This is a genomic window from Gemmatimonas sp. (assembly GCF_044344655.1).
Classification (GTDB): domain Bacteria; phylum Gemmatimonadota; class Gemmatimonadetes; order Gemmatimonadales; family Gemmatimonadaceae; genus Gemmatimonas.
In genome coordinates, this window is sequence record NZ_JBIJCN010000014.1 from 13,872 (window position 1) to 37,901 (window position 24,030).

Annotated in this window: 21 protein-coding genes and 1 other RNA gene; 6 read left to right on the forward strand and 16 right to left on the reverse strand. The window is 66.2% G+C overall.

Annotated features, from left to right (window positions below; genetic code table 11):
• Positions 1-24: 24 nt before the first annotated feature.
• The 6 genes from ACIQ51_RS05860 to ACIQ51_RS05885 form a co-directional block, all read right to left on the reverse strand.
• A complete protein-coding gene (locus tag ACIQ51_RS05860) occupies positions 25-687 on the reverse strand; it encodes a YdcF family protein (RefSeq protein WP_396204121.1) in 663 nt (220 codons plus the stop codon).
• A 122-nt stretch (positions 688-809) separates the two neighbouring features.
• Positions 810-2,213 (reverse strand): MBL fold metallo-hydrolase, encoded by a 1,404-nt coding sequence (locus ACIQ51_RS05865; protein ID WP_396204085.1) that lies wholly within the window; start codon positions 2,211-2,213, stop codon positions 810-812.
• Between the two features lie 100 nt (positions 2,214-2,313).
• The gene (locus ACIQ51_RS05870) at positions 2,314-3,819 is read right to left on the reverse strand and encodes a sigma-54 interaction domain-containing protein (RefSeq protein WP_396204086.1); all 1,506 of its coding nucleotides are present in this window, start codon (positions 3,817-3,819) and stop codon (positions 2,314-2,316) included.
• Between the two features lie 372 nt (positions 3,820-4,191).
• Positions 4,192-4,944 carry a response regulator gene (locus ACIQ51_RS05875; protein ID WP_396204087.1) on the reverse strand — a complete coding sequence of 251 codons (753 nt, stop codon included), beginning with the start codon at positions 4,942-4,944 and terminating at the stop codon, positions 4,192-4,194.
• Complete coding sequence (locus tag ACIQ51_RS05880) at positions 4,941-7,808, reverse strand: ATP-binding protein (RefSeq protein WP_396204088.1); 2,868 nt, start codon at positions 7,806-7,808, stop codon at positions 4,941-4,943. Before ACIQ51_RS05880 ends, ACIQ51_RS05875 begins: the two co-directional genes overlap by 4 nt.
• Positions 7,809-8,002: 194 nt before the next feature.
• Complete coding sequence (locus ACIQ51_RS05885) at positions 8,003-8,599, reverse strand: TIGR00730 family Rossman fold protein (protein WP_396204089.1); 597 nt, start codon at positions 8,597-8,599, stop codon at positions 8,003-8,005.
• 114 nt (positions 8,600-8,713) lie between these two features.
• On the opposite strand from ACIQ51_RS05885, the gene upp reads away from it, so the two are divergent.
• Complete coding sequence (upp, locus tag ACIQ51_RS05890; protein WP_396204090.1) at positions 8,714-9,370, forward strand: uracil phosphoribosyltransferase; 657 nt, start codon at positions 8,714-8,716, stop codon at positions 9,368-9,370.
• A gap of 22 nt (positions 9,371-9,392) precedes the next feature.
• On the opposite strand, the gene ACIQ51_RS05895 is transcribed toward upp, so the two are convergent.
• A complete protein-coding gene (locus tag ACIQ51_RS05895) occupies positions 9,393-10,046 on the reverse strand; it encodes a DUF2225 domain-containing protein (RefSeq protein WP_396204091.1) in 654 nt (217 codons plus the stop codon).
• A 278-nt stretch (positions 10,047-10,324) separates the two neighbouring features.
• Here ACIQ51_RS05895 and ACIQ51_RS05900 point away from each other — a divergent pair, with 278 nt between their 5' ends.
• A complete protein-coding gene (locus ACIQ51_RS05900) occupies positions 10,325-11,281 on the forward strand; it encodes a hypothetical protein (RefSeq protein WP_396204092.1) in 957 nt (318 codons plus the stop codon).
• 17 nt (positions 11,282-11,298) lie between these two features.
• Here ACIQ51_RS05900 and mnmE read toward each other — a convergent pair whose 3' ends face one another.
• From mnmE to rpmH, 5 genes are all read right to left on the reverse strand, one after another.
• Entirely contained in the window at positions 11,299-12,684 is a 1,386-nt protein-coding gene (gene mnmE / locus ACIQ51_RS05905) for a tRNA uridine-5-carboxymethylaminomethyl(34) synthesis GTPase MnmE (protein ID WP_396204093.1), read from the reverse strand.
• Between the two features lies 1 nt (position 12,685).
• Positions 12,686-14,380, reverse strand: a complete 1,695-nt coding sequence (yidC, locus tag ACIQ51_RS05910; RefSeq protein ID WP_396204094.1) for a membrane protein insertase YidC — start codon at positions 14,378-14,380, stop codon at positions 12,686-12,688.
• A 67-nt stretch (positions 14,381-14,447) separates the two neighbouring features.
• On the reverse strand, positions 14,448-14,657 hold the full coding sequence (gene yidD / locus ACIQ51_RS05915) for a membrane protein insertion efficiency factor YidD (RefSeq protein ID WP_396204095.1): 210 nt from the start codon (positions 14,655-14,657) through the stop codon (positions 14,448-14,450).
• Positions 14,658-14,660: 3 nt separating this feature from the next.
• Positions 14,661-15,086, reverse strand: coding sequence for a ribonuclease P protein component (rnpA, locus tag ACIQ51_RS05920; protein ID WP_396204096.1), 426 nt, complete (start codon positions 15,084-15,086; stop codon positions 14,661-14,663).
• The gene (rpmH, locus tag ACIQ51_RS05925) at positions 15,007-15,171 is read right to left on the reverse strand and encodes a 50S ribosomal protein L34 (protein WP_291155666.1); all 165 of its coding nucleotides are present in this window, start codon (positions 15,169-15,171) and stop codon (positions 15,007-15,009) included. Before rpmH ends, rnpA begins: the two co-directional genes overlap by 80 nt.
• A gap of 366 nt (positions 15,172-15,537) precedes the next feature.
• Between rpmH and dnaA the strand changes: the two genes are divergently transcribed.
• Both dnaA and dnaN read left to right on the forward strand, forming a co-directional pair.
• Positions 15,538-16,956 (forward strand): chromosomal replication initiator protein DnaA, encoded by a 1,419-nt coding sequence (gene dnaA, locus ACIQ51_RS05930; RefSeq protein WP_396204097.1) that lies wholly within the window; start codon positions 15,538-15,540, stop codon positions 16,954-16,956.
• 233 nt (positions 16,957-17,189) lie between these two features.
• Complete coding sequence (gene dnaN / locus ACIQ51_RS05935; RefSeq protein WP_396204098.1) at positions 17,190-18,302, forward strand: DNA polymerase III subunit beta; 1,113 nt, start codon at positions 17,190-17,192, stop codon at positions 18,300-18,302.
• A gap of 146 nt (positions 18,303-18,448) precedes the next feature.
• Here dnaN and ACIQ51_RS05940 read toward each other — a convergent pair whose 3' ends face one another.
• Positions 18,449-19,345, reverse strand: a complete 897-nt coding sequence (locus ACIQ51_RS05940; RefSeq protein WP_396204099.1) for a hypothetical protein — start codon at positions 19,343-19,345, stop codon at positions 18,449-18,451.
• A 27-nt stretch (positions 19,346-19,372) separates the two neighbouring features.
• Positions 19,373-19,802: RNase P RNA component class A (rnpB, locus tag ACIQ51_RS05945), an RNA gene on the reverse strand.
• Positions 19,803-20,030: 228 nt separating this feature from the next.
• On the opposite strand from rnpB, the gene ACIQ51_RS05950 reads away from it, so the two are divergent.
• On the forward strand, positions 20,031-20,930 hold the full coding sequence (locus ACIQ51_RS05950; protein ID WP_396204100.1) for a helix-turn-helix domain-containing protein: 900 nt from the start codon (positions 20,031-20,033) through the stop codon (positions 20,928-20,930).
• Positions 20,931-20,994: 64 nt separating this feature from the next.
• Here ACIQ51_RS05950 and pyrE read toward each other — a convergent pair whose 3' ends face one another.
• Positions 20,995-21,573: an orotate phosphoribosyltransferase gene (pyrE, locus tag ACIQ51_RS05955; protein WP_396204101.1), complete on the reverse strand. Its 579-nt coding sequence runs from the start codon at positions 21,571-21,573 to the stop codon at positions 20,995-20,997.
• On the reverse strand, positions 21,570-22,535 hold the full coding sequence (locus ACIQ51_RS05960) for a serine/threonine-protein kinase (protein ID WP_396204102.1): 966 nt from the start codon (positions 22,533-22,535) through the stop codon (positions 21,570-21,572). The genes pyrE and ACIQ51_RS05960 overlap by 4 nt, the downstream gene beginning before the upstream one ends.
• Positions 22,536-22,616: 81 nt before the next feature.
• Here ACIQ51_RS05960 and ACIQ51_RS05965 point away from each other — a divergent pair, with 81 nt between their 5' ends.
• Positions 22,617-24,029, forward strand: coding sequence for a GWxTD domain-containing protein (locus ACIQ51_RS05965; protein ID WP_396204104.1), 1,413 nt, complete (start codon positions 22,617-22,619; stop codon positions 24,027-24,029).
• The last annotated feature ends 1 nt before the right edge of the window (position 24,030 follow it).

Here is a 24,030-nt window from a genome sequence, read left to right on the forward strand (position 1 = left end):
GGCCGTGCCGCGCTGCGGTCGCGATCAGTCCGACGTCTGCTCGCCGTCGATGGTGCGCCCGGTCATCGTGAGCCACACCATGAGCGCGATGTCGGTGGGGAGTGCCACCGACTCGCGCAGCATGTATTCGAGCACGGCGCGATTGGCCGAAATGGGACTGGTACGCGTGGGGGAGGGCAGGGGCGTGAGCCCGTTCATCCGCGCGAGCACGTCGAGCCGCAGCATGTGAAAGGGATCACTCACCAGCAGCACCCGCGGTCGCGGGCGTTCCCCGCTCTCGGTGGGGCCGTTCGCCATGGTGCCGCCCCGGGCGCGGCTTGCGGTCAGGAGCTCCGCGGCGCCACGTATCGACGCGAGCGATGTGCGCCCCGCCGGCTCCAGCATCATCGAATCGTTGGGAATGCCCCGACGTACCAGATAGCGGCGACCGGCGGCGGCTTCGCTGATCAGATCCCCCGGACGGCGACCGCCGGTGAGCACCACGTGGGGCGCGCGATCAGCCTCCCAGAGCTCCAGTGCGTGGTCCAGCCGCGACTTGAGCACCGGTGACGGCCGGCCACCGTACTGCGCCGCCCCGAGGACCACAATCGCATCCGCCGTTTCCGATGAGGAACGGCGCGACCAGCCGGCAATGCCGAGCAGGCTCACGAACCACCCGGCAGCCAACACGACGACCGTGCGGCGCATCACGCGAACAAAGTGGGGGCGGGGGACGCCTGGGGCCGATCGAGCCATAGCACCGCCAAACTACGCCATCACGCGCCCCTGCGGCACCGGAGCGCCCCCGGCAAATACCGTCCGGACAGGCGTCACAGCGTGACCCGCGTGCCGGGGGCGGGGATCTGCACCGCAAAGCCATCACCACGAAGCTGCCCGGCAAAGGCATCCTGTGCCTCGGCTTCACCATGCACGAGATAGACCGTCGGGGTGCCACGCCCTTCGGCTACCCCCCCGGTCCGAACGCGGCGTAACCACTCATGCAGCTCGGTCCGGTCGGCATGGGCACTGTAGCCATTCAGCACCTCCACGTGCGCCGCCAACGGCACCTCCTCGCCGAAGATGCGCAACCGTGACTGACGCTCCACGATACGCCGCCCCAGCGTGTGTTCCGCCTGGAAGCCCACGATGAGAATCGTGTTGCGCGGATCGGTCGCGCCGGAGCGCAGGTGGTGCAGGATACGCCCCGACTCCACCATCCCCGAAGCCGCGATGATGATCATCGGCCCGTGCATGCTGTTGAGCCGCTTCGACTCCGTCACATCACGGGTGAACTGCACCATCGGGAAGTCGAAGAGGTTCGGCGTGTGGCGTACCAGCGCTTCGTTGTGATCGTACGCCTCCGGATGCATCGCGAAGACCGCCGTGGCATTCGTGGCCAGCGGTGAATCGATGTAGATCGGAATGTCCGGGATCTTTCCGTCGCGCCGCAGCAAGTGCAAGTCGTACACCAGCTCCTGTGTACGCCCGACCGCAAAGGCCGGAATGAGCACGCGCCCGCCACGCGACGCCGTTTCGCGCACCACCCGCGCCAGTTGGTCGCGCGCGCCCTCGACCGACTCATGATCCCGATTACCGTAGGTGCTTTCGCACAGGATCACATGCGCCCCGAGCGGCGGGGGCTGCGGGTCGCGAATGATGGGCAGGCCGTTGCGCCCCACATCACCGGAAAACACCACGCGCCGGAAGTGACCCTCCTCGCGCAGCTCCAGGACCACCGAGGCACTGCCGAGGATGTGCCCCGCCTCGGTAAACATGGCATCCACCCCGTCGGTCACCTTGAACCACGTGTGGAATGGCATGCCGATCATGTGCTCGAGCGTACGCGTGGCATCCTCCATGCGGTACAGCGGTTCGATCTGTTCCCCGCGATGCCTGGCCAGATGCTCCGCGTCTTTCTCCTGGATATGCGCGCTGTCGGCGAGCATGATGGCGCACAAGTCGCGCGTGGCCGAGGTGGCCCACATGCTCCCCGTGTACCCCTGGGCCACGAGATAGGGTAAACGCCCCGCGTGGTCGATGTGCGCATGGGACAGCACGATGGCATCGATCTCATCGATCGGTACCGGCAGCTTCCGGTTCTTCTCGCGCGACTCGCTGCGCCGACCCTGAAACATGCCGCAGTCGAGCAGCACGGTGCGCTTGCCGACACGGAGGATGTGGCATGAGCCGGTGACTTCCTGTGCGGCGCCGGAGAATTCAATGTGCATGAACATTCCCGCAAGAGAGAATCAATGACCTACGCCTGAACCCTGATCGGCAGCGGTGTGCGACGCCTGTCAGCGGCAGTGATGCCACCGCGCTCCCCGCGGCTCTCTATATCTCGCGCACGATCTCACCATTCCGCAGATCACGACGCGCGAGCAGCTTCTGCAGCGACTGCCGGTGCAACCCCAGGGCCCGCGCGGTGCGCGCAATGTTGCCACCGTGGCGAGCGAGGGCAGCCCCGAGAAAGGCCCGATCGAAGTCGCGCAGCGCGCGTTCGCGGGCTTCCACGAACGGCACATCCCCTACGCGCTCGATGGTCAACGGCTCGAGGAGGGACGGAGAGCGGGTCATGCTGAGCGTCCGGTGGGTGAGGATCGCAGGGAGGTCGCACACGTCAATCTCCCCCCCGTCGCACATCACCAGCGCCCCCTCGATCACATTGCGCAGTTCGCGCACATTGCCCGGCCAATCGTACGCCACGAGAAGGGCCCGTGCTTCGGCGGACAGGGCGCGGACAGGCAACGCATGACGCGCGGAGACAACGCGCAGGAAGTGGCTGGCCAGCAGGGGAATGTCCGTCGGGCGGTCGCGCAGCGGCGGGAGCGCGAGCGAGATCACCTTCAGGCGATACAGCAGATCCTCACGGAATCGCCCATCGGCCACCATCGCGTCGAGCGGACGGTTCGTTGCCGCGATCACACGAACATCCACCCGGGTGGCCCGGGTGCCCCCCACGCGCATCACCTCGCCGCTCTCCAACGCCCGCAGCACCTTGGCCTGCGCCAGCGGACCAAGATCACCGATCTCATCGAGAAACAGGGTGCCGCCGTTGGCCGCCTCGAACAGGCCACCATGGTCCTTCACCGCCCCCGTGAAGGCGCCGCGGGTATGGCCAAACAGCTCACTTTCCACCAGCTCTGAGGGCAGCGCCGAACAGTTGAGCGCCACGAATGGTTTGTTGCGCCGCGGACTCTCGTCGTGCAGCGCCCGCGCGACCAACTCTTTGCCAGTGCCACTTTCGCCGGTCACGAGCACCGTCACCTGCGTGCGGCCTACGCGCGAGATCATCCTGAACACGTCGTGCATGATCGTCGTGTTGCCGTACATGCCACGGAATGCCGAGGACGGCGCCGCACCCTCCACGTCGACTGCGGCATGCTCACGGGCGACCATCGCCTCGGCGCGCTGGAGAAACGCCGATGCCTCGTCGAGGGCAAGGGGCGTGGCGAGCAGCGCCGTCATCACCGCTGGGTATGCGTCGCGCAGCGCGTCGCGCAGCGTGCAGGCGCCATTGTCGGTCAATTGCGGATCAATGACCACCAGGTCCACTTCGGCGCGGAGGATCATGTCCACCACACCGAACGGCGTGCCGGCGCACAAGACCTCACGCCCCAGGCGCTCGAAGGTTTCGCGATGCGCGTGTTGTGCGTCTACATCGGGTGAAACCACGAGGATGCGCGTGAGGGCACGGCGGGAGGCAGTGGCCAGAGTGGGTGGCGACGCCATGGGGAGATGGCGATCGCGTCCCGACGCGGAGCGGGGGCGAATGGAGGCACCGCGCTGAGACGCGAAGGGCGTCGGGATCTCGTGGCCATACACTGCGACATTGCTCATGGTTGCGTCCGGGATGACACCGCCGGCGGCGGCGTGTGGGGATAGGTGCTGGACCACCAGAGGGCAAACAAAAAAGCGCGAAGCCGCACTCGTTCTGAGTGGGCATCGCGCCTTCGACTGACCGGGACCTCTGTCCCGTCCGTCAAGGTTGGATCGTTCGAGCGATCCGAATTTTCGTGCTGCTTTACGGTTGAGTCTGCTGCGAGCGCCGGCGTTTATTGGTCCGCGCGTCGCGATCTGATTCTTCGTAGATGATTAGGGCTCGTCACTGAGGCGCGCAACCCCCTTCATGAAGAAACCACCATAAACATTACGCGCCCGTGCGGGCAGGTGAGTCATTTCGCACCATATGCTCCGCTTTTTGAACGAGCGTCACACGTGCCATTGCAGCAACTCGAGTTTTTGGCGGAGATCGCCCAACGTCTTGGACTTGAACGCGCCCTTTGTTTCCTCGAGTACGACAATCGTTTCGTCGATCGCCGCCTGAAGCTGGGTACCGCGCGGGCAATTCATGAGCTGACACGGATGTGCCGACGGTATCGGTTGCCCCGTCAACGCGCGCCCGAGCTGCTCGAGATCGGTGAGTGACCCCATCACGTTGCGTAAGGTAAGCGTCAGAAACAGATCCACCGGAGTGCCCGCGTCTGGCGACGCGACCGCATGGGGTGGCGTGACCGGCGCGAGCGCCAGCCGACTCTCCGCCTGCTCGCGGTATTCGCGGAGACGATGCTCGGTCCGCTGCATCGTCTGATACGAGCGGAAGCGCGCCACTGCGCTCGACACCCGCTGGAGCAGCTCGGGAAAGTGCACCGGCTTCACGAGATAGGCCGCCACCGGCAGCTCGATCGATGCTACCGCTGAGCGCACCGACGGGAATCCGGTGATGATGATGATCGGCAATCCGCCGCTCACATGGGCCACCTGCCGCACGAGGTCGAGATCGGCGTTGCCGGGCATCTCGAGGTCGGTGATCATCAGGTCGTACGGCGCCGTGGTGATCGCCTTCAGCGCCCCCTCGCCGTTCCCGACCGTGTCTACCGTGAATCCCTCGCCTCGCAACAGCTCGGCGGTGGAGCTGAGGAACGTGGGCTCGTCATCAGCAATCAGTATGCGGCCGCGACTCATCGCAGGACTCCGGTTTCCAGAGGGGTCATGGGGAGATGCACCTCGAACTCGGTACCACCCTCGGGTCGGTCGTGTGCGCCGATCCAGCCACCCACGGCGAGGACCGACTGACGAACGAGCGCCAGGCCAATTCCCATACCGCCGGTGCGGACGGTTCGATCCTTCGTGGTAAAGAAGGGATCGAAGATGCGTTCCCGAATCGCGTACGGAATCCCGGGCCCTTCGTCCGCCACCCGCAGCACACAGCGGTCGCCGTCCTGCAGGGCACTCACGGTGATCGTGCCGTGCAGCGGCGACGCATCGAGCGCGTTCTGCACGAGGTTGTACAGGGTCTGACGCAACAGCGCATCCGGTACCGGCACCATTGACGGCGCGCGCGACAGGTCCGTCACGATACGGACCTCCCGACTGCGATTCACCTGCTCGAGAAAGCTCACCGCATCGCTGACCGCCAATACCACGGACGCGTGCGTGGCCATCAGCTGGTCGGGGCGATACGTCTCGTACAGCTGTCGTGTCACCGAAGCAATGCGGATAATCTCTCGCTCGATCGCCCCCACAAAGCGATAGTGCGGATGCTCCGTGGGGATACTCCCGCGAATCAGCAGAAAGGCGTTCTGGATACCAGCCAGGGGATTGTTGATCTCGTGCGCCACCCGCGCGGCCAACTGGCCCATGGTCGTGAGCGTACTAATCTCGCGCAGCGACTCCTCCGCGCGCTTACGGAGGGTAAGGTCACGCCCCTCGGTGAGTACTTGCAGGACCTGCCCGTCGTTCCCGACGATCGGCGTAAGGGAAAACTCCACGGTGATCGGCGGCGTGGGGTCTCGCGTGACCCCCAGTTCGAAGCTCTGGGTGTCCCCCTGCAGCGCCTTCGCGAATCGTGCCTGGACCCCCTCGGCGGTCGCCGCATCGGCGGACCACCATGGCAGCTGCCAGAACACCGCCCCCTGCAGCGACTGCGGCGAGAGCCCCGCCAGTTCACCGGCTGCCTGATTGGCCTCGAGGATCGTCCCGTCGAGATCGAGCAGCAACTGGATCTGATTCGCCGTGTCAAACATCGCCCGGAAGCGACGCTCACTCTCCTCGCGCGCCGCGCGGGCGAGGTTGCGCTCGGTCACATCGGCAGAGATGCCCAGCAGGCGAAGCGGAGCGCCATCGGGAGCGCGCTCCACCACGCGACCACGGTCCACGATCGTGTGCCACGTTCCATTGCCGGCGCGCAATCGGTATTCGCACTCGAATGCCGAGGCGTTGCCTTGCAGGTACTGGCCGAGTGCCTGCGACAGGCGGATTGCATCGTCGGGGTGAATGCGGGCCACCCACGCCGCGTGGCTGCCATCGAGCGGCAACGGCTCGAGCTCCAGGGACTGGAGCAGCGCCCGACTGCGGTACATGCGCCCCTCCGGTACATCCAGTTCCCACACGCCGTCGGTCGCACTCTCGAGTGCCGTCTGGATCCGCGATCTCCCCTCGGTACTGGCGTGATGCCACAGGCGGCGCTGCAACTCGATGACAACGGTGAGCAGCACCGTCACCAGAAGCCCGAGCACCAGTACCATGTCGGGCAGCGGCGACGTCGAGGCGCCCCGGTGGGGCTCAACGATCAGACGAAGGCGGCGCGCTCCGATCTGCACGATCGTGTCGGACCGCGACACCTTCGACGTATGTCGCTGCGCGGGTTCGTTCGCCAGCCGGAGCGAGCGCGACGCCAGCACCTGCACCTGCTGTGCGGTATCCAGTACCCGCACGGCGTAGTCCTGATTCACATCGTTGACGTGCTCGCGCACGAGCGCCACGTCGTCCGCGAGCGCAACCAGAACCGTGGTGCCCATCGTGGGAGTGGGTACCGGCGTCCACAGCAGCAGCCGTGCAGGGCCGTCGCTGGGTGCCATGCTGCGAAGCGCCGGCCGGCCCGTGTGGTCGCCGTTGCTCGCGGCGGGCTGCTGCGCCAACAGCTGCGGCAGGCGATTGCGCAGCGCGTGTATCACGCTGTCGGGAAGGGGATGGTTCGACGCGGCGCGCAGCAGTGTGCCGGTAGAGTCGAACCAGAGCAGATGTTGCACCCCCGGTGTGCTCATCAGGAGCCCCGGCATCGACGCCAGCCATTCATCCCCGGGCTTGGAGGTCATCGTCGACAAATGGGAGGCACTGTACCGTATCCCGTCGGCCACCGTCGCATACTGCTGCTGGATAGCGAGGGCGAGGGAACGCGCGACGAGGGCCGACCGGTCGCGAACCTGTACTTCATCGCGCAGGGTCAGCGCGTGCCACATCACGAGCACCACCGTCGCCGTGCCCACCGCGGCCAGCGGCGACAGCCACCGTGGAGGCGCCGTCACGAAGGGTGCGCGTACGGTGAGCCGTTGCAGGAGGGCTATCCCGAGTAGCAGTGCCGCCAGCAGGGGCTGGAGCGGCGCACGCAGCGCCTGAGCCGCGGGTGCCTCCAGTACGCCGGCAAGGTGTGCAACAATGAGCACACCAGCACTCACCACCTGAAAGCTCGATACCGCCCCGGCCGCGAGGAGTGTACGCTCGCTGATACGCCGCCCGGTGAGCAGCAACAGGCTGGCGGCGTTGGCCACGAAGAGGACACCGATCGGCAGCGGGATGGTGGGGGTTTGCGGTGCAAGCCCCCCACCCACCCGATGCGCCCCCCACTCGTCGAGCGGCAGCGAGAGGCCAAGCAGCGCCACGACCAGCCCCAGCAGTGGCACGAGCCCGCTCAGCAGCGCCAGCGAACGGGCGACGCCACGGCGCCCGCTACACTTGGCCATCAAGGCCACGCCCGCTGCGGGAATCATGATCATGCTCCCCACGCGGGGCGGCGAGAAGGTGGCCAGCGGCTGAACCAGCCAAGGCACCCTGAACAACCACCCGAGCACGGCCGTCAGCGACAGCAGGATCGAGGCCAGTGCGAGCCCGCACGCAAGCCTCGACTCTCGCGGTACACCCGTCATGGTTCCGTTCGCTCGATTTGCATTCATTGGTCAGCTATTCTCAGCAATCCCCGTCCGCTACGCCAGATGCAGCCCGGGGGCTGCACTCCCCCCGACGGTCAGCTCTCCCCGGGGCGAAGCCAGCGGCGAACGTGCGGTGGCGTAAACGCGTGTAGCTGCGCGAGCAGCAGCGCTGGGTCGTCAGACCGCACGAGCCAATCGCGCGGCGTGCCCCGAAGGAACTGCGCCTGCTCGAGACGATCGAGCATCGTGAACAGCGGGTCCCAGAACCCCTGGACATCGAGCACGCCCACGGGCTTCTGGTGGACACCGAGCTGCGCCCACGTCCATGTCTCGAAGAACTCCTCAAGCGTACCGATCCCACCGGGCATCATGATGAACGCGTCGGCCATCTCCGCGATGCGCGCCTTGCGATCGTGCATCGAATCCACGATCTGCAGGGAGCTGATGCCATGGTGCGCCACTTCCCGCTGTACGAGACCGTGGGGCATCACGCCGATCACGTCGCCACCGGCCGCCAGCGCACTGTCAGCCAGAGCACCCATCAGCCCGGTACGGCCCCCACCGTACACGACCGTCACGCCCCGCTCGGCGAGCAGCGTACCCAGCGCACGGGCCGTGGCGACGAAGCCCGGATGCGCACCATCGTTGGAGGCACAATAGACCGCAATGCGGGAGAACGTCGGCTGGCTCATGTGTCGCAATCTACCGGGTAGAGCCAGCGACGGCGCCCCCGTGAGCCGCTCGCTGTTGCCGAAAACACCAACGCGCACGCGTGCATCGACTCGCCGGCGAGGATAGCTTCCGGCATGGCCTCCTCGCACCACGGTACAGACCATCCCACGCTGCGCATCGTCGACCACCCGCTGGTGCGTCACAAGCTCACGCTGCTGCGCGATCGCGCCACGCCCACCAAGCAGTTCAAGGAACTGGTGGACGAGATTGCCATGCTCATGGCCTACGAAGCCACCCGCGATCTGGTGCTCGAACCCGCGTCAGTCGACACACCGCTCGAAACCACCACCGGCTGGGCCGTGCGCGGCAAGAAACTCACGCTCGTCCCCATCCTGCGCGCCGGACTCGGTATGGTCGAAGGGATCCTGCGCCTCATGCCGTCCGCGCGCGTTGGGCACATTGGTCTCTACCGCGATCACGACACGCTCGAACCGGTCGACTACTACTTCAAGGTCCCCGGTGATGTGAGCGAACGCGATTTCCTGCTGCTCGATCCGATGCTCGCCACTGGTGGTAGCGCCTCGGCCGCCGTGGCGTCCCTCAAGCGGGCCGGCGCCTCGCGGATCCGCTTCCTCTGCCTCGTGGCCGCACCCGAAGGGGTCTCACGGATGGCCAAGGATCATCCGGACGTGCCGATTCTCAGTGCCTCGCTGGATCGGGAGCTCAACGAGTACGGCTACATCCTGCCCGGGCTGGGTGATGCGGGCGACCGGTTGTTCGGGACCCGGTAATGGAACGGGGGAGACAGAGCGCTCAGGTGAACCACTCCCGCGGTTCGACCTTCTGCTGCTCGGCCACCGCGAGCACCCACCGCTGGGCGGATGGCTCGGTGACTTCCTCGACCACCATGTCGAACCAGCGTTGCGCCTGATCGTGGTCGCCGATCCGGCGCCACAACTCGCCCACCAAATACGTAATCACGGCCCGTTCCTCGGGGGGCACACCGCCGTAGACGGCCAGCGCGTCGGCGAACCGCCACGCCGCCTTGCGCCGGAAATAGCGCTCGGCCTCGGTGTCCCCCTCGTCCACGCAGCACCAGGCGGCCCGCAGGAACAGGTCCGCCAGATAGCGCGGCTCGCTCCCCTGCCACTCCGCCACCTTCGCGGCATGTTCGTACTTGAGCGATCCGGAGGGGAGCGCGTGGCGAAGCGCCCGCGCCAGCTCGCCCCAGACCTGTGCCTTCAGCAGGTCGCTGGGGGCGACCTCGGCCCCGAAGTCGCTGGTACCCCCCGCATAGCCACAGGTCCTGCACAAGTGCACGAAGTACGGAAGCGGCTGCATACCGGCGGCGCACTCGTGAAAATCGGTGCGCTTCCCCCCAAAGCCGTTGGTGGCCACGACCGTGTGGGAGCGGAATGCGCTCGTGCACACGGGGCAGGTCAGGTCGATGCGATGCAGCGTGGTCATGGTCACGTCGGGACACGGAGTTGCCGACGAGTCTCGGCACGGCGCATCACGGAGTTGAACCGGGCGACACGCTGTGCGGGGCGACTTCTCCACATCGCCCCCGTTTCTGCCTTGTTGTGCCATTGCCGCGAGGATAACTTGCCGCGTCTCACTTATCGCGTGCTTCGCGCACTTCGTTCGGCGAGCGATACGTGTCATCCGGGTCGGGCGAGACGCCTGTGGGTTGCCCGGCAGACACGCTATCACGATCGCGCCGGCTTCCCGACTCCGGGTCGTTGATGTTGATCAATCTCGTTCCAGATTTTCTCGCCGTACTCGACGCCGATGATCGTTTTGCGGCGTACCTCGACTACTTCGAGCGTCACCGTGACCTGCTGACTGCCTACTGGGACAATTACGTCCTCGAGCCGTCGGGGCCGCACTTCGAAGACGTGATCCGCTCCACGGTGGCGGCCGACCGCAGCGACCTCAGGGCGCTGCTGGCGAGCACGGATCTCGTGAGCCTCGCGCGTCAGACGGAAGACAAGGTCCGCATGCTCCTCGATGTGGATGTTCCGTACGATGTGGTGATCATGGTGGGGGTGGGTGCCGCCAACGCCGGTGAGCTGGTCGTCAACGGACGAGGGGTGGCGTTCATCTGCCTCGAGCACTTCACGGGTGTGGCCAATCCCGACACCCAGGGCCTCGGGCTCGATCCGGAGCTCATCCCGCTCTGGCTGTCGCACGAGATCACGCATGTGATCCGCTACACGTCCCCCACGAGCCGCAGCAGCATGCGCGACCTCGTGCTCGACGCCGGTGGCTACTACTCCTATTGGGATACCGGGCGGCAGGCCACACTGCGCGAACTGCTCGTGAACGAGGGGCTCGCCGTTCAGGTCTCGCGCGCGGTCAGCCCGGGACACGCGGCGTGGGAGTACTTCGGCTTCGCCCGCCGTCAGTACGCGCGCATTCGCGAGATCGAGCCCCTTCTCGCCCGCGCCGCCGGCACCGACCTCGATCGTTCTGCCCTCGGGCTCCGGTTGCGCTACCTGTCGGGTGGCATGAGCGATGAGGCCCGCACGGTGGATCGCACCGTACTCCCCGAGCGCGCCGGCTACTTTCTCGGTGCCCGCATGGTGGAGGCAGCTATCGGTGCCCGCGGCTTCGCCTGGTCAGTACGCGCCAGCGATTTCGAGCTCGCCGCCGCCGCCGATCCGGTCACCGAACGTCCGCGCCTCACCGTGGTGAGCTGACGCCTACCGCATCGGGACTACTTCCCGATGCAGAAGTCGCGGAACACCCGATCCAGCACGTCCTCCGTATCGACCGTGCCGATCAACTCGGCGATGGCCTCGCGTGCCGTAAACAGGTGCACCGCGGCCACGGGCGCCGGCAGTGCCCCGATCGACCAAGCCGACAGGAACGCGTCCAGTTCGTCGCGCGCGATCGCGAGCCCCGCGCGGTGCCGCTCGCGCGTAATCACCAGATCGTCGTGAACCGGTGCGCCCAGTTGGGCCGCGCGATCGATGGACTCGAGCAGGACATCCATGCCGTCACCCCGTTCAGCACTGACCATGATGGTGTCGTGCGGGAGCTGTTCGTCATGGGATGGCACGCAATCACACTTGGTGCGCACGGAAATGACCGTGGCACGGGTAGACTGCGACACCACGTGCACGGTGTGGCGCACATCGGCGGCCGACGCCCCGCAGGCAAGCACCACCTGGGCCTGCGCGAGATAGCGGCCGCTCACTTCGATCCCGAGCCGTTCCACCTCGTCGTCGGTTTCGCGGAGCCCGGCGGTGTCGACCAGCCGCAAGGGTAGCGGCGTGCGATCGAGCAGCGCCTCGATCGCGTCGCGTGTCGTACCGGGGATGGGCGTGACGATCGCGCGCGATTGACCGAGGAGGGCGTTGAAGAGACTCGACTTCCCGGCATTCGGCGGGCCGGCAATCACCACCAGCACGCCATCGCGGACCATGGCCCCTTGCGGGGCGGTACGTAGCAGTGCCTCGAGTGCCGTGTGGAGCGCCTGCGCCGCGGTAGCAATCCGCGCCGGCGCGATCGGGCCATCGTCTTCCTCGGGGAAGTCGATGTCATAGGCCAGCAGCGCCTCGAGGTGAATGACCTCGTCGCGCAGCGCGAGCAATCGGCGTGAAAGACCGCCATCGAGCTGCTGCAACGCCTGCTGCTGCATGGCACGTGTGCGGGCATCGATCAGATCAGCCACCGCTTCGGCCTGCAGCAGGTCCATGCGACCGTTGAGCACCGCGCGCCGGGTGAACTCTCCGGGCAACGCCTCGCGCGCGCCAGCGGCCACGCAGGCGGCCATCACGATCACCGGCGAGACGAGCCCGCCGTGCGTGGCCAGCTCCACCACGTCTTCGCCCGTATACGATCGTGGCGCGGGAAAGACCGTCACCAGCGCCTGATCGAGTGTGGTGCCATCGGGATGGTGCAATGTGCACAGGTGCTGCAGGCGCGCGACGGGCGGCGCTCCACACGCGCCGCCGAATGCGCCAAGGGCGCGCGCGATCGTGATCGCGCGCGCCCCCGACATCCGGATCAACGCCACGGCGCCGCGCCCCGGGGCAGTGGCCGCTGCGACGATCGTGTCGTCGTCACCGGGCAGCAGCCGTGCGCCGTGCGCCGTCACCTCATCCCCGCACGATGGGCGCGGCCTTCGTACGTTCCTGCGAGATCAACCACTGCTGCGGCAGCGATGCGAGGTTCTGGATGAAGTAGTACAGGTTGAGTCCCGACGCCATGCTGAAGAAGAACACGAGCATCATGGCTGGCATGAGATACATCATCATCTTCTGCTGCTCGTTGGCCTTCATGCCGCGCATGCCGATCCACGACATGAGCAGCGTGGTGACCGCCACGAGGATCGGGATGATGTAATACGGGTCCTTCACCGAGATGTCGGGGAACCAGAGGAACGGCACACCGCGGAACTCGATGGTGTTCTGGAACACGAAGAACAGCGCGAAGAACACCGGCAGTGGGATCAGCATGGGCAAACAGCCGCTCAGTGAGCTGAAGGGGCTCATGCCGTGCTCCTTGTACACCTGCATCATCGCCTGCTGCAGCTTCTGCGGGTCGTTCTTGTAGCGCGTCTGGATCGCCTGCAACTCCGGCTGGATGCGCTGCATCATCATGGAGCTGCGCATCGCCTTCTGGTTGAGCGGCCACAGGATGATGCGGATGGCCACGCCGAAGATCACGAGGATCCAGCCGTACGACAGGCCGAGGGTGGCCTTCATCCAGAGCAGCAGGCGGATCACGATCGTCGCGAACGGCTGCACGATCCCCTGAATCCACCCGCCATACGGGTTGGACGTCTCGAACTCACGACCCAGCGCCACCAGCCGCTTGAACTCCTGCGGCCCCACGTAGAGTTCGAAGGCGGCGTTGCCGGCCTTGAGTGGCGTGACGAGCGTGGCCTGTCCGCGCGTGGCGTTCTTCCCGATGCGCGGGCCGCCCGTCACGTTGACCTCGGCAAAGCCCGGTGCGCCCTTGGGTGCGAGCACGCCCAGAATGAAGTACTTGTTCTTGGCGACAGCCCACGTGATGGGGCCTGCTTCGATTTCGCGCTCCCCTGGATCGAGCGAGCTGAACTTGATTCCTTCCGCCGCCGACAGCTCCGGCTTGTAGGCGTAGGCGAGGTGATTGAAGTCTTCGGTGGAGTCCGCTTCTGACGTGCGGAAGCCTGGCGGCAGATCCACGAGCAGGTAGCTGTTCTCGGCCACGCCCGCCACCGTCGCCGACACATTCACGCGGTAGCTGTCGGGGAGGAACGAGTAGCGGATCGAAACGGCGCGGCCCTGAATGGCGGCGTCATACGTTACGACCGTGTTGCCGTTCGCTTCCGACTGCGCACTGGTGAAGGTCTGCTTCGCCAGATCGATCGTGTCCCCGGGCACCACGAGACGGAAGCCGAGGAGTTTGTCGTTCGGAAGCGCGAGCTCGACCGTGCCACTGCGGGTGCGGCCACCGTTGGAGAGCGCCTGATACTGGGTGAGGCTCGCGCCGATCAGCGCCGCCCCCTTGTTGGTGGTGCGGAAGTCCGCCGTCTTGGTCCTGATCGTCGCCGTGTCGATCGGGGTCACGACGGGCGGCTGGGCGGCCGCCGAGTCCGGGAGCGCGCCCACCGTGCCGCTGCCCGCGGTCGGCAAGGCCGCGCCGGGCGCGGCAGGAGTGGCGGGCGCCGCGGCGGCGTCCCGAGACCGCGAGCCGGTGGCGACCGGCGTCGATCCCGGGAGCGGTGTCGGCGTCGGGAAGATGTACGGCGTCAGGATCAAGACCGCCGCCATCAGGACGACGGCGAGGACGATGCGACGTGGTTCCATGAGTCAGTAGGAGATACGACGGGCCAGGCACTGTGCCTGGCCGGTGGTGCGCGGAATGGCTTCGTGGCTACGGGACCGGGTCGAACCCGCCGGGGCGGAACGGGTGACAGCGCCCGATGCGCCGGATCGCCATCCATCCCCCCCGCCACGCGCCGTGCTTCTCGAGCGCCTCGATGGCATAGGCGGAACAGGAAGGATAATAGCGGCATGCCCCGCCGAAGATGGGCGAGAGCACGAGTTGGTACGCGCGAACCCCAAGGATGAGCAGCGTCCGCACGTGTCAGATCAGCCGCTTCAACGCCTGCAGCAACTCCGTGCGCAGCGCGTCGAAGTCCCGGTCGTAGGCCGAGGGGAAGGCGCGGATCACCACGTCGAGCGGTGGGCGCGCCTGGAGCGGTTCGAGCATGTGGAGTCGTACGAGGTCACGCAGGCGCCGTTTCACGGTGTTGCGGTCTACGGCGGAGTGCTTGTACCGCGGGACCACGAAACCCACCCGCGGAAACGCGTGAAGGGAAGCGGTGGCGCGCACGTCTAACGACGCGGTGCGCACTCGCTTCCCTTCGTGACGGACCCGTTCGAGCTCGGTTCCGCGCGTCAGGCGCTGCTGACGCGGGAACGCTCGGGAATCAGGCGCCCGCGTACTTCGACGGGAGCTGCACGGTGAGACGCTTGCGCCCCTTCTTGCGGCGGCGAGCGAGAACTTCACGGCCCCACTTCGTCTCCATGCGCGCACGGAAGCCGTGCTTGCGGATGCGACGCGTGTTGCGCGGACGATAGGTGGGCTTGCCCATGGCGAACTCTTATCGAAGCGAAAGGAATATCGTAGAAGCCAGCGGTGACCGCGGGAATACACAGACGGCGACATAACGCCCCGTGCGCCATTCCCAGGCGAACCCACCAGCGGCTGCCGATGACAGCGAGCCTCAAAATGTACCCGACACGACCCCGTGGGTCAAGGGGAACCCGCCGAGCCGGCCTCTGTCCAAAGTGGTTCCACACAACGAGTTGCCCGCTGCGGTTTCGACTTGCTTGGGAACACGTATGCCCCCCCTTCGCCGCCCCCGACTCACACGCAGTTGACCAATTGACTTATCCACAGTCGCGCGGGTACGTTCGCTGCCTCCCGTCCGCTCCCGCCGCCACCGCTCACATCGCCAATGTCGCTTTCGCCTGCCGAGATCTGGGACCGCCTGCGCCAGCGCGCGCGGCAGGTGCTCCCCGAGCAGACGTACCGGACCTGGCTCGAGCCCACCGACGCCATCGTCGTGGAAGGCGACACCCTCATGGTCGGCGCCCCCGATCAGTTCTCGGCGGACTGGAACGAGTCCAAGCACGCGGACCTGCTGGCCACCTTCGCCCCCGTGGCCCTGGGGCACCCCATGAAGGTGCGCTTCAAGGTCAACGAGGAGCGGGCCGGTCGGGTGCAGATGGACATGTTCGTGGCCCCGCCTCCTGCGATGATTGTGGCGCCACCTGTGCAGCAGCAATCGCGCATATCAACGCCACTGAACCCGCGCTACACCTTCGAGCAGTTCGTCATCGGGAAATCCAATGACGTGGCCGCCGCCGCCTCCCAGGCCGCCGCGCAGGCCCCGGGAAAGGTGTACAACCCGCTCTTCATCTATGGCGAGACGGGGCTGGGAAAGACCCACCTCATGCAGGGTATCGCCCACGAACTGCTGCGCCGCACCCCCGCCCTCCGCATCGCCTACGTGGGGACCGAGCAGTTCACCAACGAGTTCATCGGCGCGATCCAGACGGGACAGATGGGCGACTTCCGTCGCCGGTTCCGTGAGATCGACCTGCTGCTCGTCGACGATGTCCAGTTCCTGAAGGGGAAGGAGTCCACCCAGGAGGAGTTCTTCCACACCTTCAACGCCATCTATGAGGCGGGGCGCCAGATCGTCCTGACCTCCGATCGCCCCCCCAAGGACATCCCGGGGCTCGAGTCGCGACTCGTGTCCCGCTTCGAGTGGGGCATGGTGGCCAATGTGGACTCGCCCGACCTCGAACACCGCATCGCCATCCTCAAGAAAAAGGCGAGCCTCGATCACCTCGAACTCACCATCCCCGACGAGGTCATCGAGTTCATCGCCCAGCACGTGAAATCGTCGGTGCGCGAACTCGAGGGGTCGATCATCAAGCTGCTCGCCTACGCCTCGCTCAAGCACCGCGACATTTCCGTCGACCTGGCCCGCGAAGCGCTGCGTGACAAGTTGCGGGGTGCCAGTACCTCGGATTTCCCCGATGTCCCACCCACCACCATCACGGTCGCCACCATTCAGCAGGTCGTGGCGCGCGAGTGGGGCGTCACCCCCGACGGCCTGCGCTCCAAGACCCGCACCAAACAGCTTACCGTGCCGCGGCAGGTCGCCATGTCCCTCTGCCGCGAACTCCTGGCGCTGCAGCTCGTGGAAATCGGCAACGCCTTCGGTGGCCGCGATCACTCCACGGTGATCCACTCTCTGGAGCGCGTCGCCGAAGACATGGCCGAAGACGGGGGGTTTGCCGAGCGGGTGCTCAAGGTCCGGGGGATGTTGGAAACTCTGCGGACAACCGGGCAACTCGGCGGCTGAATCCCCGCTGCTCCACAGGTCCCCACATTCTTCGCCACCCCTCCTGTGCACCGCCGGGGAGAGAATCGAGACTCCCACAGGCAGTTCACATGAAGGGACATGGCGAAAGCCGTTCGGAAGTCGTAGGTTGCAGTGTTTGTAAACATGTTCACACCCCCTGCTGCTACTACTGTTTTTATATCTAAGTCTGTTGTTAAACAGCAGGCTTCAGCAGTTCTTCCACAACACCGCGCATGAAGTTCACGATCTCGCGTGAGAAGCTGCAGGAAGGCCTCCAGGCCGTGACCGCGGCCGTACCGGCCAAGACGACATTGCCGGTGCTCGCCAATCTCCTCGTGGAGACCACCGATCGCGGCATCCGGTTCTCCGCGACCGACCTCGATATCGCTGTCAGCACCGAAGTCAGTGCCGATGTCGAATCGCCTGGCGCGATCACCATTCCCGCCAAGAAGCTCAGCGAGATTGCGCGAGAGCTCCCGCCCTCGCCTGTGAAGATCTCCGCCAGCGGGGAACAGCGCGTCACCCTCGAATGCGGACGCTCCAAGTTCAAGCTGCTCGGGTTACCGCGGGATGAGTTCCCCACCTTCCCGAGCGTGCGCTTCAACGACTCGTGGCGCGTGAAATCGGGTGAGCTGCAGAAGCTCATCTCGCACACGGCCTTCGCCGCCAGCACCGAAGAGTCCCGCCCGATCCTCAACGGCGTCCTCTGGGAGCTGCGCGAAGAGCGCATGCGCATGGTCGCCACCAATGGGCATCGTCTTGCCAAGATGGAGCTGCTGGTCGACTCGAGCAGCGCGCCACCGGGTGATCTGATCGTGCCCCCCAAGGCACTCGAACAGATCCGCCGCCTCTTCCCGGCAGAAGAGGAGCTCGAGATCGCCCGCGGTGACAACCACCTCGGCTTCCGCTCGCCGTTCACCTCGGTCTTCACGCGTCTCGTTGAAGGCCCGTATCCGAACTACGAGCAGGTCATTCCGAAGGACAACGATCGCTACGCCCTCGCCGACAAGGCGGCGCTCATGAGCGCGCTCAAGCGCATGAGTGTCATCGCAAGTGATCAGACACACCGCATCAAAATGTCCTTCAACACGGGCATGCTGAAGTTCAGTGTCACCACGCCCGACCTCGGCGAAGCGAGCGACGAACTCCCCGTCACCTACACGGGCGATCAGCTTGATATCGGCTTTAACGCCACGTATCTGCTCGAGATCCTGCGCTTCATGCCCACCGAGCAAGTGCGGCTCACGTTCAAAGCCCCCGAGCGCGCCGCCACGATCGAACCCGAGGCATGGGACGATCCGGCCAAGTATCTCTGCCTGGTGATGCCGCTGCGGCTGATGGATTGAGCAGGAGCCACGGTCGCCAACCGGCCACGTGAGCGGACGCCCGAACACTCGACCGACGAAGGGCACACGCGCCGGGAGATCACGTGATCTCCCGGCGCGTTTTTCGTTGGTCGTTGTCCGTTCCTGTCGCCGGTCTTCCGTTCGGGCTACGGTCGCTCCGCCCGGATGTCCACCCGCTGCGTCACCAGCTGCACCCGCGCCGGCGAGCCGGGAAGCCGCTCCGTTGCCTGTAGCGAGAGGGTCGACGTGCCCTCCAGACGCTCCACGGTGCCCCGTGACGGGCTGATCTCCACGCGCTGCGACCCCTGACCTGTTCCAGACAGTTCGAGGGCCCTGAAGGCCGAGCCACCCGTACCGCGAAGGGTCGATCGGATTTCACGCTCGACGACCAGACGCTCGCCGTCTATTCGGCCAAGGGTAGAAACGGTAACTGTTTGTATCACCAACGGAACACCAGAGCGACAAACAAGGGACACTGTGCTGTCTTTCCACTGTTGTCCGCGTCGAACGCCATCGGGGATACGCACAAGCAGTTCCCGGGCGAGTGCCGCGGCGGCAGCCTCCGGGCGGTCGCATTCGTTCACCAGCGGCGGGCGTGTCGTAACGCGCGCCACCCCACTGTCCACGACTGCGTCGAGCAAGAGCAGCGCGGGCATGGCGGGCATAGCCGGCACGATGGACGGCGTGGTCGCATCGAAGCTGGTACGCACCGAAAACGAATCCACTTGCCCAGCACCCTTCAGCGCGCCCGAGGGCTGACGGTCGAAACGCCACGACACCACGCCAGACGATTCCACTCGCTGCTCACTGGAGGAGGCGCCGGGCCCGCGGATGGCGATGGTCGCGAGCGATCGCACGCGCCAGGTGGTACTCACGAGACGGGTCGGGAGTGAGACCGGACGCTCAGCACGGGGCGTCTCCGCCGAGCGCGGAAGCGGGAGTGGTGCAGGGGCTGGAGCCGAGCGCCGTGCCGGCGTGCAGGCGCCGACAAACACGGTCAGCCCGGTGAGCACGAGGGCCGCGGCTGCACAGGATCGAGTCATCGGACGGAGAGGAGAAGGCGAAGCAACGGATGTCGCCGGCCTATAAGCCGGGTTCTGTCGGCACACCGAGGTGCACCGGACGGTCATTCCTCTCGGCGTGCCGTCACCGGCACGCTCTAGCAGCCTACCCGCGGTTCGCCGTGTTCACCCGAAGGTGTAACGACGTGGTCGAGACGGGCCGTCTCTCACCGCCTATTTGGCCTTGCTCCGACCGGGGTTTACCGTGCCACGCCTGTTACCAGACGTGCGGTGGGCTCTTACCCCACCCTTTCACCCTTACCGCCTTCTCGCGAAGACGGCGGTTTGCTTTCTGTTGCACTATCCGTCGCACGAAGCTCACGCCGCGTGCGCCCAGGCGTTACCTGGCGATCTGCCCTGTGGAGCCCGGACTTTCCTCGGAACCGGGGCGTGACCATGACGGTCCGTCCCCCGGCTTCGCGACCGTCCGGCCGGCGACATCCGTTCCCAGCAATCTACACGCACGCGATACGGCGGTGGGCCCCGTGCGGCAATCTCACGCGCCCGCATCCGTGGACGCCCCGCACCAGTGCCACCCGATGCGCAACACATCGAACAGGCGCGGCGACGACCATCCCGACGCGACGTGGTGACAGACGACTGACGGACAAAAAGTAGGGTGGCCTCCGATCCAGCACCACACGTACGTCGGAGCCACGGAGAGCTGATGTCCACGAGCAGTCGCGCGCCGAAAGCAGTGCTCACGTTCGTCACGCCGGCCGAACGGTTACGCGTGGATGCCGTGACGACCGGTGTCGCGAATGGTCGCTACTGCACCGTGCATCGCGAAACGCTCGAGGAGCTCATCGTCGACCTGCGTACGCGACACGTCTCGGCCGTGATTGTGTCCGTGTCGCGCTATCAGCACCAGTATGCACCGGCAATGGCACGCCTCGTACGCGAGTTTCCGGGCGTGCCGGCCGTCGCGTTGCTCACCGCCAACGAAGTGCGCTCGTCGTCCGCGTTGTTGTCGCTAGGCGAACACGGTGTGCGACAGCTCGTGGACGCTCGGGATCCCGCGGGATGGCGTGAGTTGCGCGCGATTGTTTGTAGCGAACACTCGGGAGACATCGACACGCGCGCCATTCATGCGTTGCGCCAGGACCTCGAGGGCGCGAGCGAGCCGGCCGTGCGCTTCTTCGATACGCTGTTCAGCATACCGCGGACGCTCACCACCGTGCGGCAGCTGGCGCGTCATGTGGGGATTACACCGACCACGTTCATGAGCCGCTTCTTTCGCCAACAGCTGCCACCGGCCAAACGGTACTTGGCCATGGCGCGGCTCGTGCGTACGGCACACCTGCTGGAAAGTCCCGGCTACTCCATCACGCAGGTCGCGTTTCTCATGGAGTACTCCTCACCCCAGAGTTTTTCCCGTCATCTCGCGACAACGCTGCACATGGGTGCGGCGGAATTCCGGCGGAGGCACAGCGGCGAAAGCATGCTGGCGCACTTCCGCGAGGAGCTGGTGCGCCCCCATCTCCCACGGCTCCGGCGCTTCGATCCGTTCCATTCGCCACCGTCGTGGATGACCGAGCGGTATCGAAAGACGATGGAGGTCGGCTGAGGGGGCGCCATCGCCGCCGCCATCGCCGCCGCCCGCCGCCCGCCTGTCGCCCGTCCGGCGCGGGTCAGGCAGGGATGAGCGGCAGCAGGTCGGCGGCGGTCACGAGGCTCATGACCTCGAGGCCGGTGGCCTCAATCGCCTCGCGCCCCCCTTCCTGGCGGTCCACGAGCGCGAGCACTCCCACGATGTTCCCCCCCGCGGCTCGGATTGCATCGATCGCCTTGAGCGCCGACCCGCCGGTGGTGATCACGTCTTCTACGACCACCACCCGGTCGCCGCTCTCAAAGGGCCCCTCGATCAGCTTGCCGGTGCCGTGCTGTTTGGCCTCTTTCCGAACAGTAAAGGCCCGAACCATCGCGCCATCCCCGCGCTCAGCGGCGAGGGCGCTCGCATGGGCAATGGCGTAGGCGATCGGATCAGCCCCCAGGGTCAGGCCTCCCACCGAATCGAGGGGCCATCCCTTGGCGCGGAGCGCCGCGAGACCCACGCGGCCGATCAGGAGTTGGCCTTCGGGGTGCATCGCCGTCAGTCGGCAATCCACGTAGAGAGTGGACCGCCGGCCGGAGGCCAGCACAAAATCACCCCGCTTGGCCGATTTGCTGGCCAGCAGGGTGGTCAGGCGGGTGGTGTTGGTATCGGTCAACGTCCGAACAGCCCCATCATCTTGTCGAAGAGTCCGCCCTCTTTCCTACCGGTCTCACCACGCCCCGCCGACACGGCCGCCGACGCGGCCGCCGACGCGACCGCGTCGGGTGCCGTGTTCGTCGAGGCCTCGGAGAGCGCCGCGGAGAATGCCATGACCGACGGATACCGCTCGGCCGGGGCCTTGGAGAGGGCTTTCATGACCACCGCTTCTACGGTGGTCGGGAATGTGAGTCCCGCCTTGGCTTCGTTCAGGGCCACGGGCGGCTGGGTGAGCAGCTGCGAGAACAGCTCGCGCGGCGACTTGCCCGTGTACGGCAAAGCCCCGGAGAGCAGGTAATACGCGATGGTGGCCAGCGAGTACTGGTCGGCAGCAGGCCCGACGAGTTCACCGGAGAGCGCCTCAGGGGCCACGTACATCAGCGTGCCCACGAAAAAGCCGGCACGCGTGAGGCGCTGATCGGGCGCGGCCTCGGTGTCAGCGGCAATGCCGAAGTCGAGGAGCTTGATCTGCTTGTCCGCCGGATCATACATGATGTTCTCCGGCTTCAGATCGCGGTGCACGATGCCCTCCTGGTGGGCAGCCTGAACCGCCCCGCAGATCTGGGACATAATCGCGGCAACGTCCGTGCACGGCAGCGGACCGCTCTTTTCCGCGTACCGGTCGAGGATCTCACCACCAGCCCACTCGATCGCCAGATAGTAGCGGTCGGTGTCCGACTGTCCGTAGTCTAGGGTGCGTACGATGTTGGGGTGTTCCACCCGTGCACCGAACTGCGCCTCGCGCAGGAACCGGGCAACCGCGGTCTTGTCGTGTTGGAGCTTGTCGCGCAGCACCTTCAAGGCGACGGTACCATGCGTGGGATGGTCGGCGCGGAAGACGGTGGCCGTACCCCCTTCGCCAACCTTCCCGCGGACCGTGTACCCGGCCAATGTCGTCCCGACTAGCGTCTCGATAGCCACGGGGCGAACGTAACGCCGACCAGCAGTCGCAGCAAGACGAACAGCAGGAACGTGTCGTACCCTCTGGACTATCAGTAATTCATGATGCGGAAACTGCTCCTGTGTCCCACGCTCGGGACAACGCTTCTTCCGGCGGCTGTCGCTGCCCTGTCGCTCTCCGGGTGTGCGGGCTCGCGTCCCACCGGAGCGGGCCCATCCGTAGGCGGCGCACCCACCACGCAGGCGGGTGCTGCGGTCGTTCCCGGCGCCCCCGCGGAAATGCAGCGGCTCTATCGCGCCATGGGGCTCGTTGCCGGCGCCGGCACCATTCCCTTCGCCGCGTCCGTGTCGTTTCTGCGCGCGCCGTCCACCGACAGCACGCTCACGCTCGTTGCCCTCTCCATTCCGTCGCGCGCGCTCGGCTTCACGCGCGAAGGCGAACGCTACGCGGCCGGCTACGTCGCGCGGCTGCAGCTCAGACAGGGCGCCACGATCGTGCGGACCATCGAGGCCACCGAGCGGGTTCGCGTACCCACCTTCCGCGAAACGTCGCGCACCGACGAAAGCATCATCTGGCAGCAGTTCCTGCGCCTCGCCCCCGGCCGCTACACGCTCACCCTGAGCATCAAGGATGAGTCGAGCATTCGCAACTCGTCCGAGGAGGTCACGCTCGACGTGCCCGCTCTGGCGACCGACGGACTCACATCGCCGGTGCCAGTGTACGAGGCCATTCCACGGCAATCCGCCGATTCGCTGCCGCGCATGCTCGCACGTCCTCGCGCGACGGTCGTGTACGGCGTGGACTCGCTGCTGCCGATCTACATCGATGCCGTGGGAACCACGTCGCCGTCCGCTGTCCGGGTGCGTGTGGTGGGTGACGCCGACATCGTCTCGCTCGACACCCTCGTGTCGCTGCCCCAGCGCGGCGCCTCACGCAGTACCACGATCGGCCTGCCGACCGACCGTCTCGCGATCGGCATCAACACGGTGCAGATCACCGCGGAGGGCCGCGCTGACACTGCGCGGGCGCGTGTGCTGGTGAGCCTCGGCGAGGACGTGCCCATCGGCACCTTCGACGATATGCTCACCTACCTGCGCTGGTTCACCACGCCCGAGCGTCTGCGTGCCTTGCGGGATGCCGAGGTGGGGGAGCGGGCCGCGGCGTGGACCAGGTTCCTGCAGGAAACCGACCCGGTGCCCGGCACAGCGGAACATGAAGGCCTTCGTGATTACTTTGGACGCATCCGCACCGCCAACATCCGCTTCCGTGATGATGGGCCGGTGGGGTGGCAGTCGGATCGCGGCACCGCCTTCGTTGCGCTCGGCGATCCGGACAACATCATCGACACCGGGTTGATCGATCCCAATGCGCGCGTTCGCCAGCAGATCTGGGAATACCGCGAGCTGCGAGTGCAGCTGGCCTTCACCGACCAGACGGGCTTCGGCCGCTGGCGCCTCAACGCGCAGAGCCGCGGTGACCTCGATCTCGCCATCCGGCGCAAACTGCAGCGGTAAC

Bases quoted from the DNA above. Each gene is read 5' to 3' on its own strand.
- ACIQ51_RS05940 (WP_396204099.1), bottom strand. From the start codon at position 19,345: ATGACTCGATCCTGTGCAGCCGCGGCCCTCGTGCTCACCGGGCTGACC.
- ACIQ51_RS05950 (WP_396204100.1), top strand. From the start codon at position 20,031: ATGTCCACGAGCAGTCGCGCGCCGAAAGCAGTGCTCACGTTCGTCACG.
- ACIQ51_RS05965 (WP_396204104.1), top strand. From the start codon at position 22,617: ATGATGCGGAAACTGCTCCTGTGTCCCACGCTCGGGACAACGCTTCTT.
- ACIQ51_RS05865 (WP_396204085.1), bottom strand. From the start codon at position 2,213: ATGTTCATGCACATTGAATTCTCCGGCGCCGCACAGGAAGTCACCGGC.
- ACIQ51_RS05900 (WP_396204092.1), top strand. From the start codon at position 10,325: ATGTTGATCAATCTCGTTCCAGATTTTCTCGCCGTACTCGACGCCGAT.
- rpmH (WP_291155666.1), bottom strand. From the start codon at position 15,171: ATGGGCAAGCCCACCTATCGTCCGCGCAACACGCGTCGCATCCGCAAG.
- dnaN (WP_396204098.1), top strand. From the start codon at position 17,190: ATGAAGTTCACGATCTCGCGTGAGAAGCTGCAGGAAGGCCTCCAGGCC.
- ACIQ51_RS05860 (WP_396204121.1), bottom strand. From the start codon at position 687: ATGCGCCGCACGGTCGTCGTGTTGGCTGCCGGGTGGTTCGTGAGCCTG.
- ACIQ51_RS05870 (WP_396204086.1), bottom strand. From the start codon at position 3,819: ATGAGCAATGTCGCAGTGTATGGCCACGAGATCCCGACGCCCTTCGCG.
- yidC (WP_396204094.1), bottom strand. From the start codon at position 14,380: ATGGAACCACGTCGCATCGTCCTCGCCGTCGTCCTGATGGCGGCGGTC.
- dnaA (WP_396204097.1), top strand. From the start codon at position 15,538: ATGTCGCTTTCGCCTGCCGAGATCTGGGACCGCCTGCGCCAGCGCGCG.
- upp (WP_396204090.1), top strand. From the start codon at position 8,714: ATGGCCTCCTCGCACCACGGTACAGACCATCCCACGCTGCGCATCGTC.
- ACIQ51_RS05895 (WP_396204091.1), bottom strand. From the start codon at position 10,046: ATGACCACGCTGCATCGCATCGACCTGACCTGCCCCGTGTGCACGAGC.
- ACIQ51_RS05875 (WP_396204087.1), bottom strand. From the start codon at position 4,944: ATGAGTCGCGGCCGCATACTGATTGCTGATGACGAGCCCACGTTCCTC.
- ACIQ51_RS05885 (WP_396204089.1), bottom strand. From the start codon at position 8,599: ATGAGCCAGCCGACGTTCTCCCGCATTGCGGTCTATTGTGCCTCCAAC.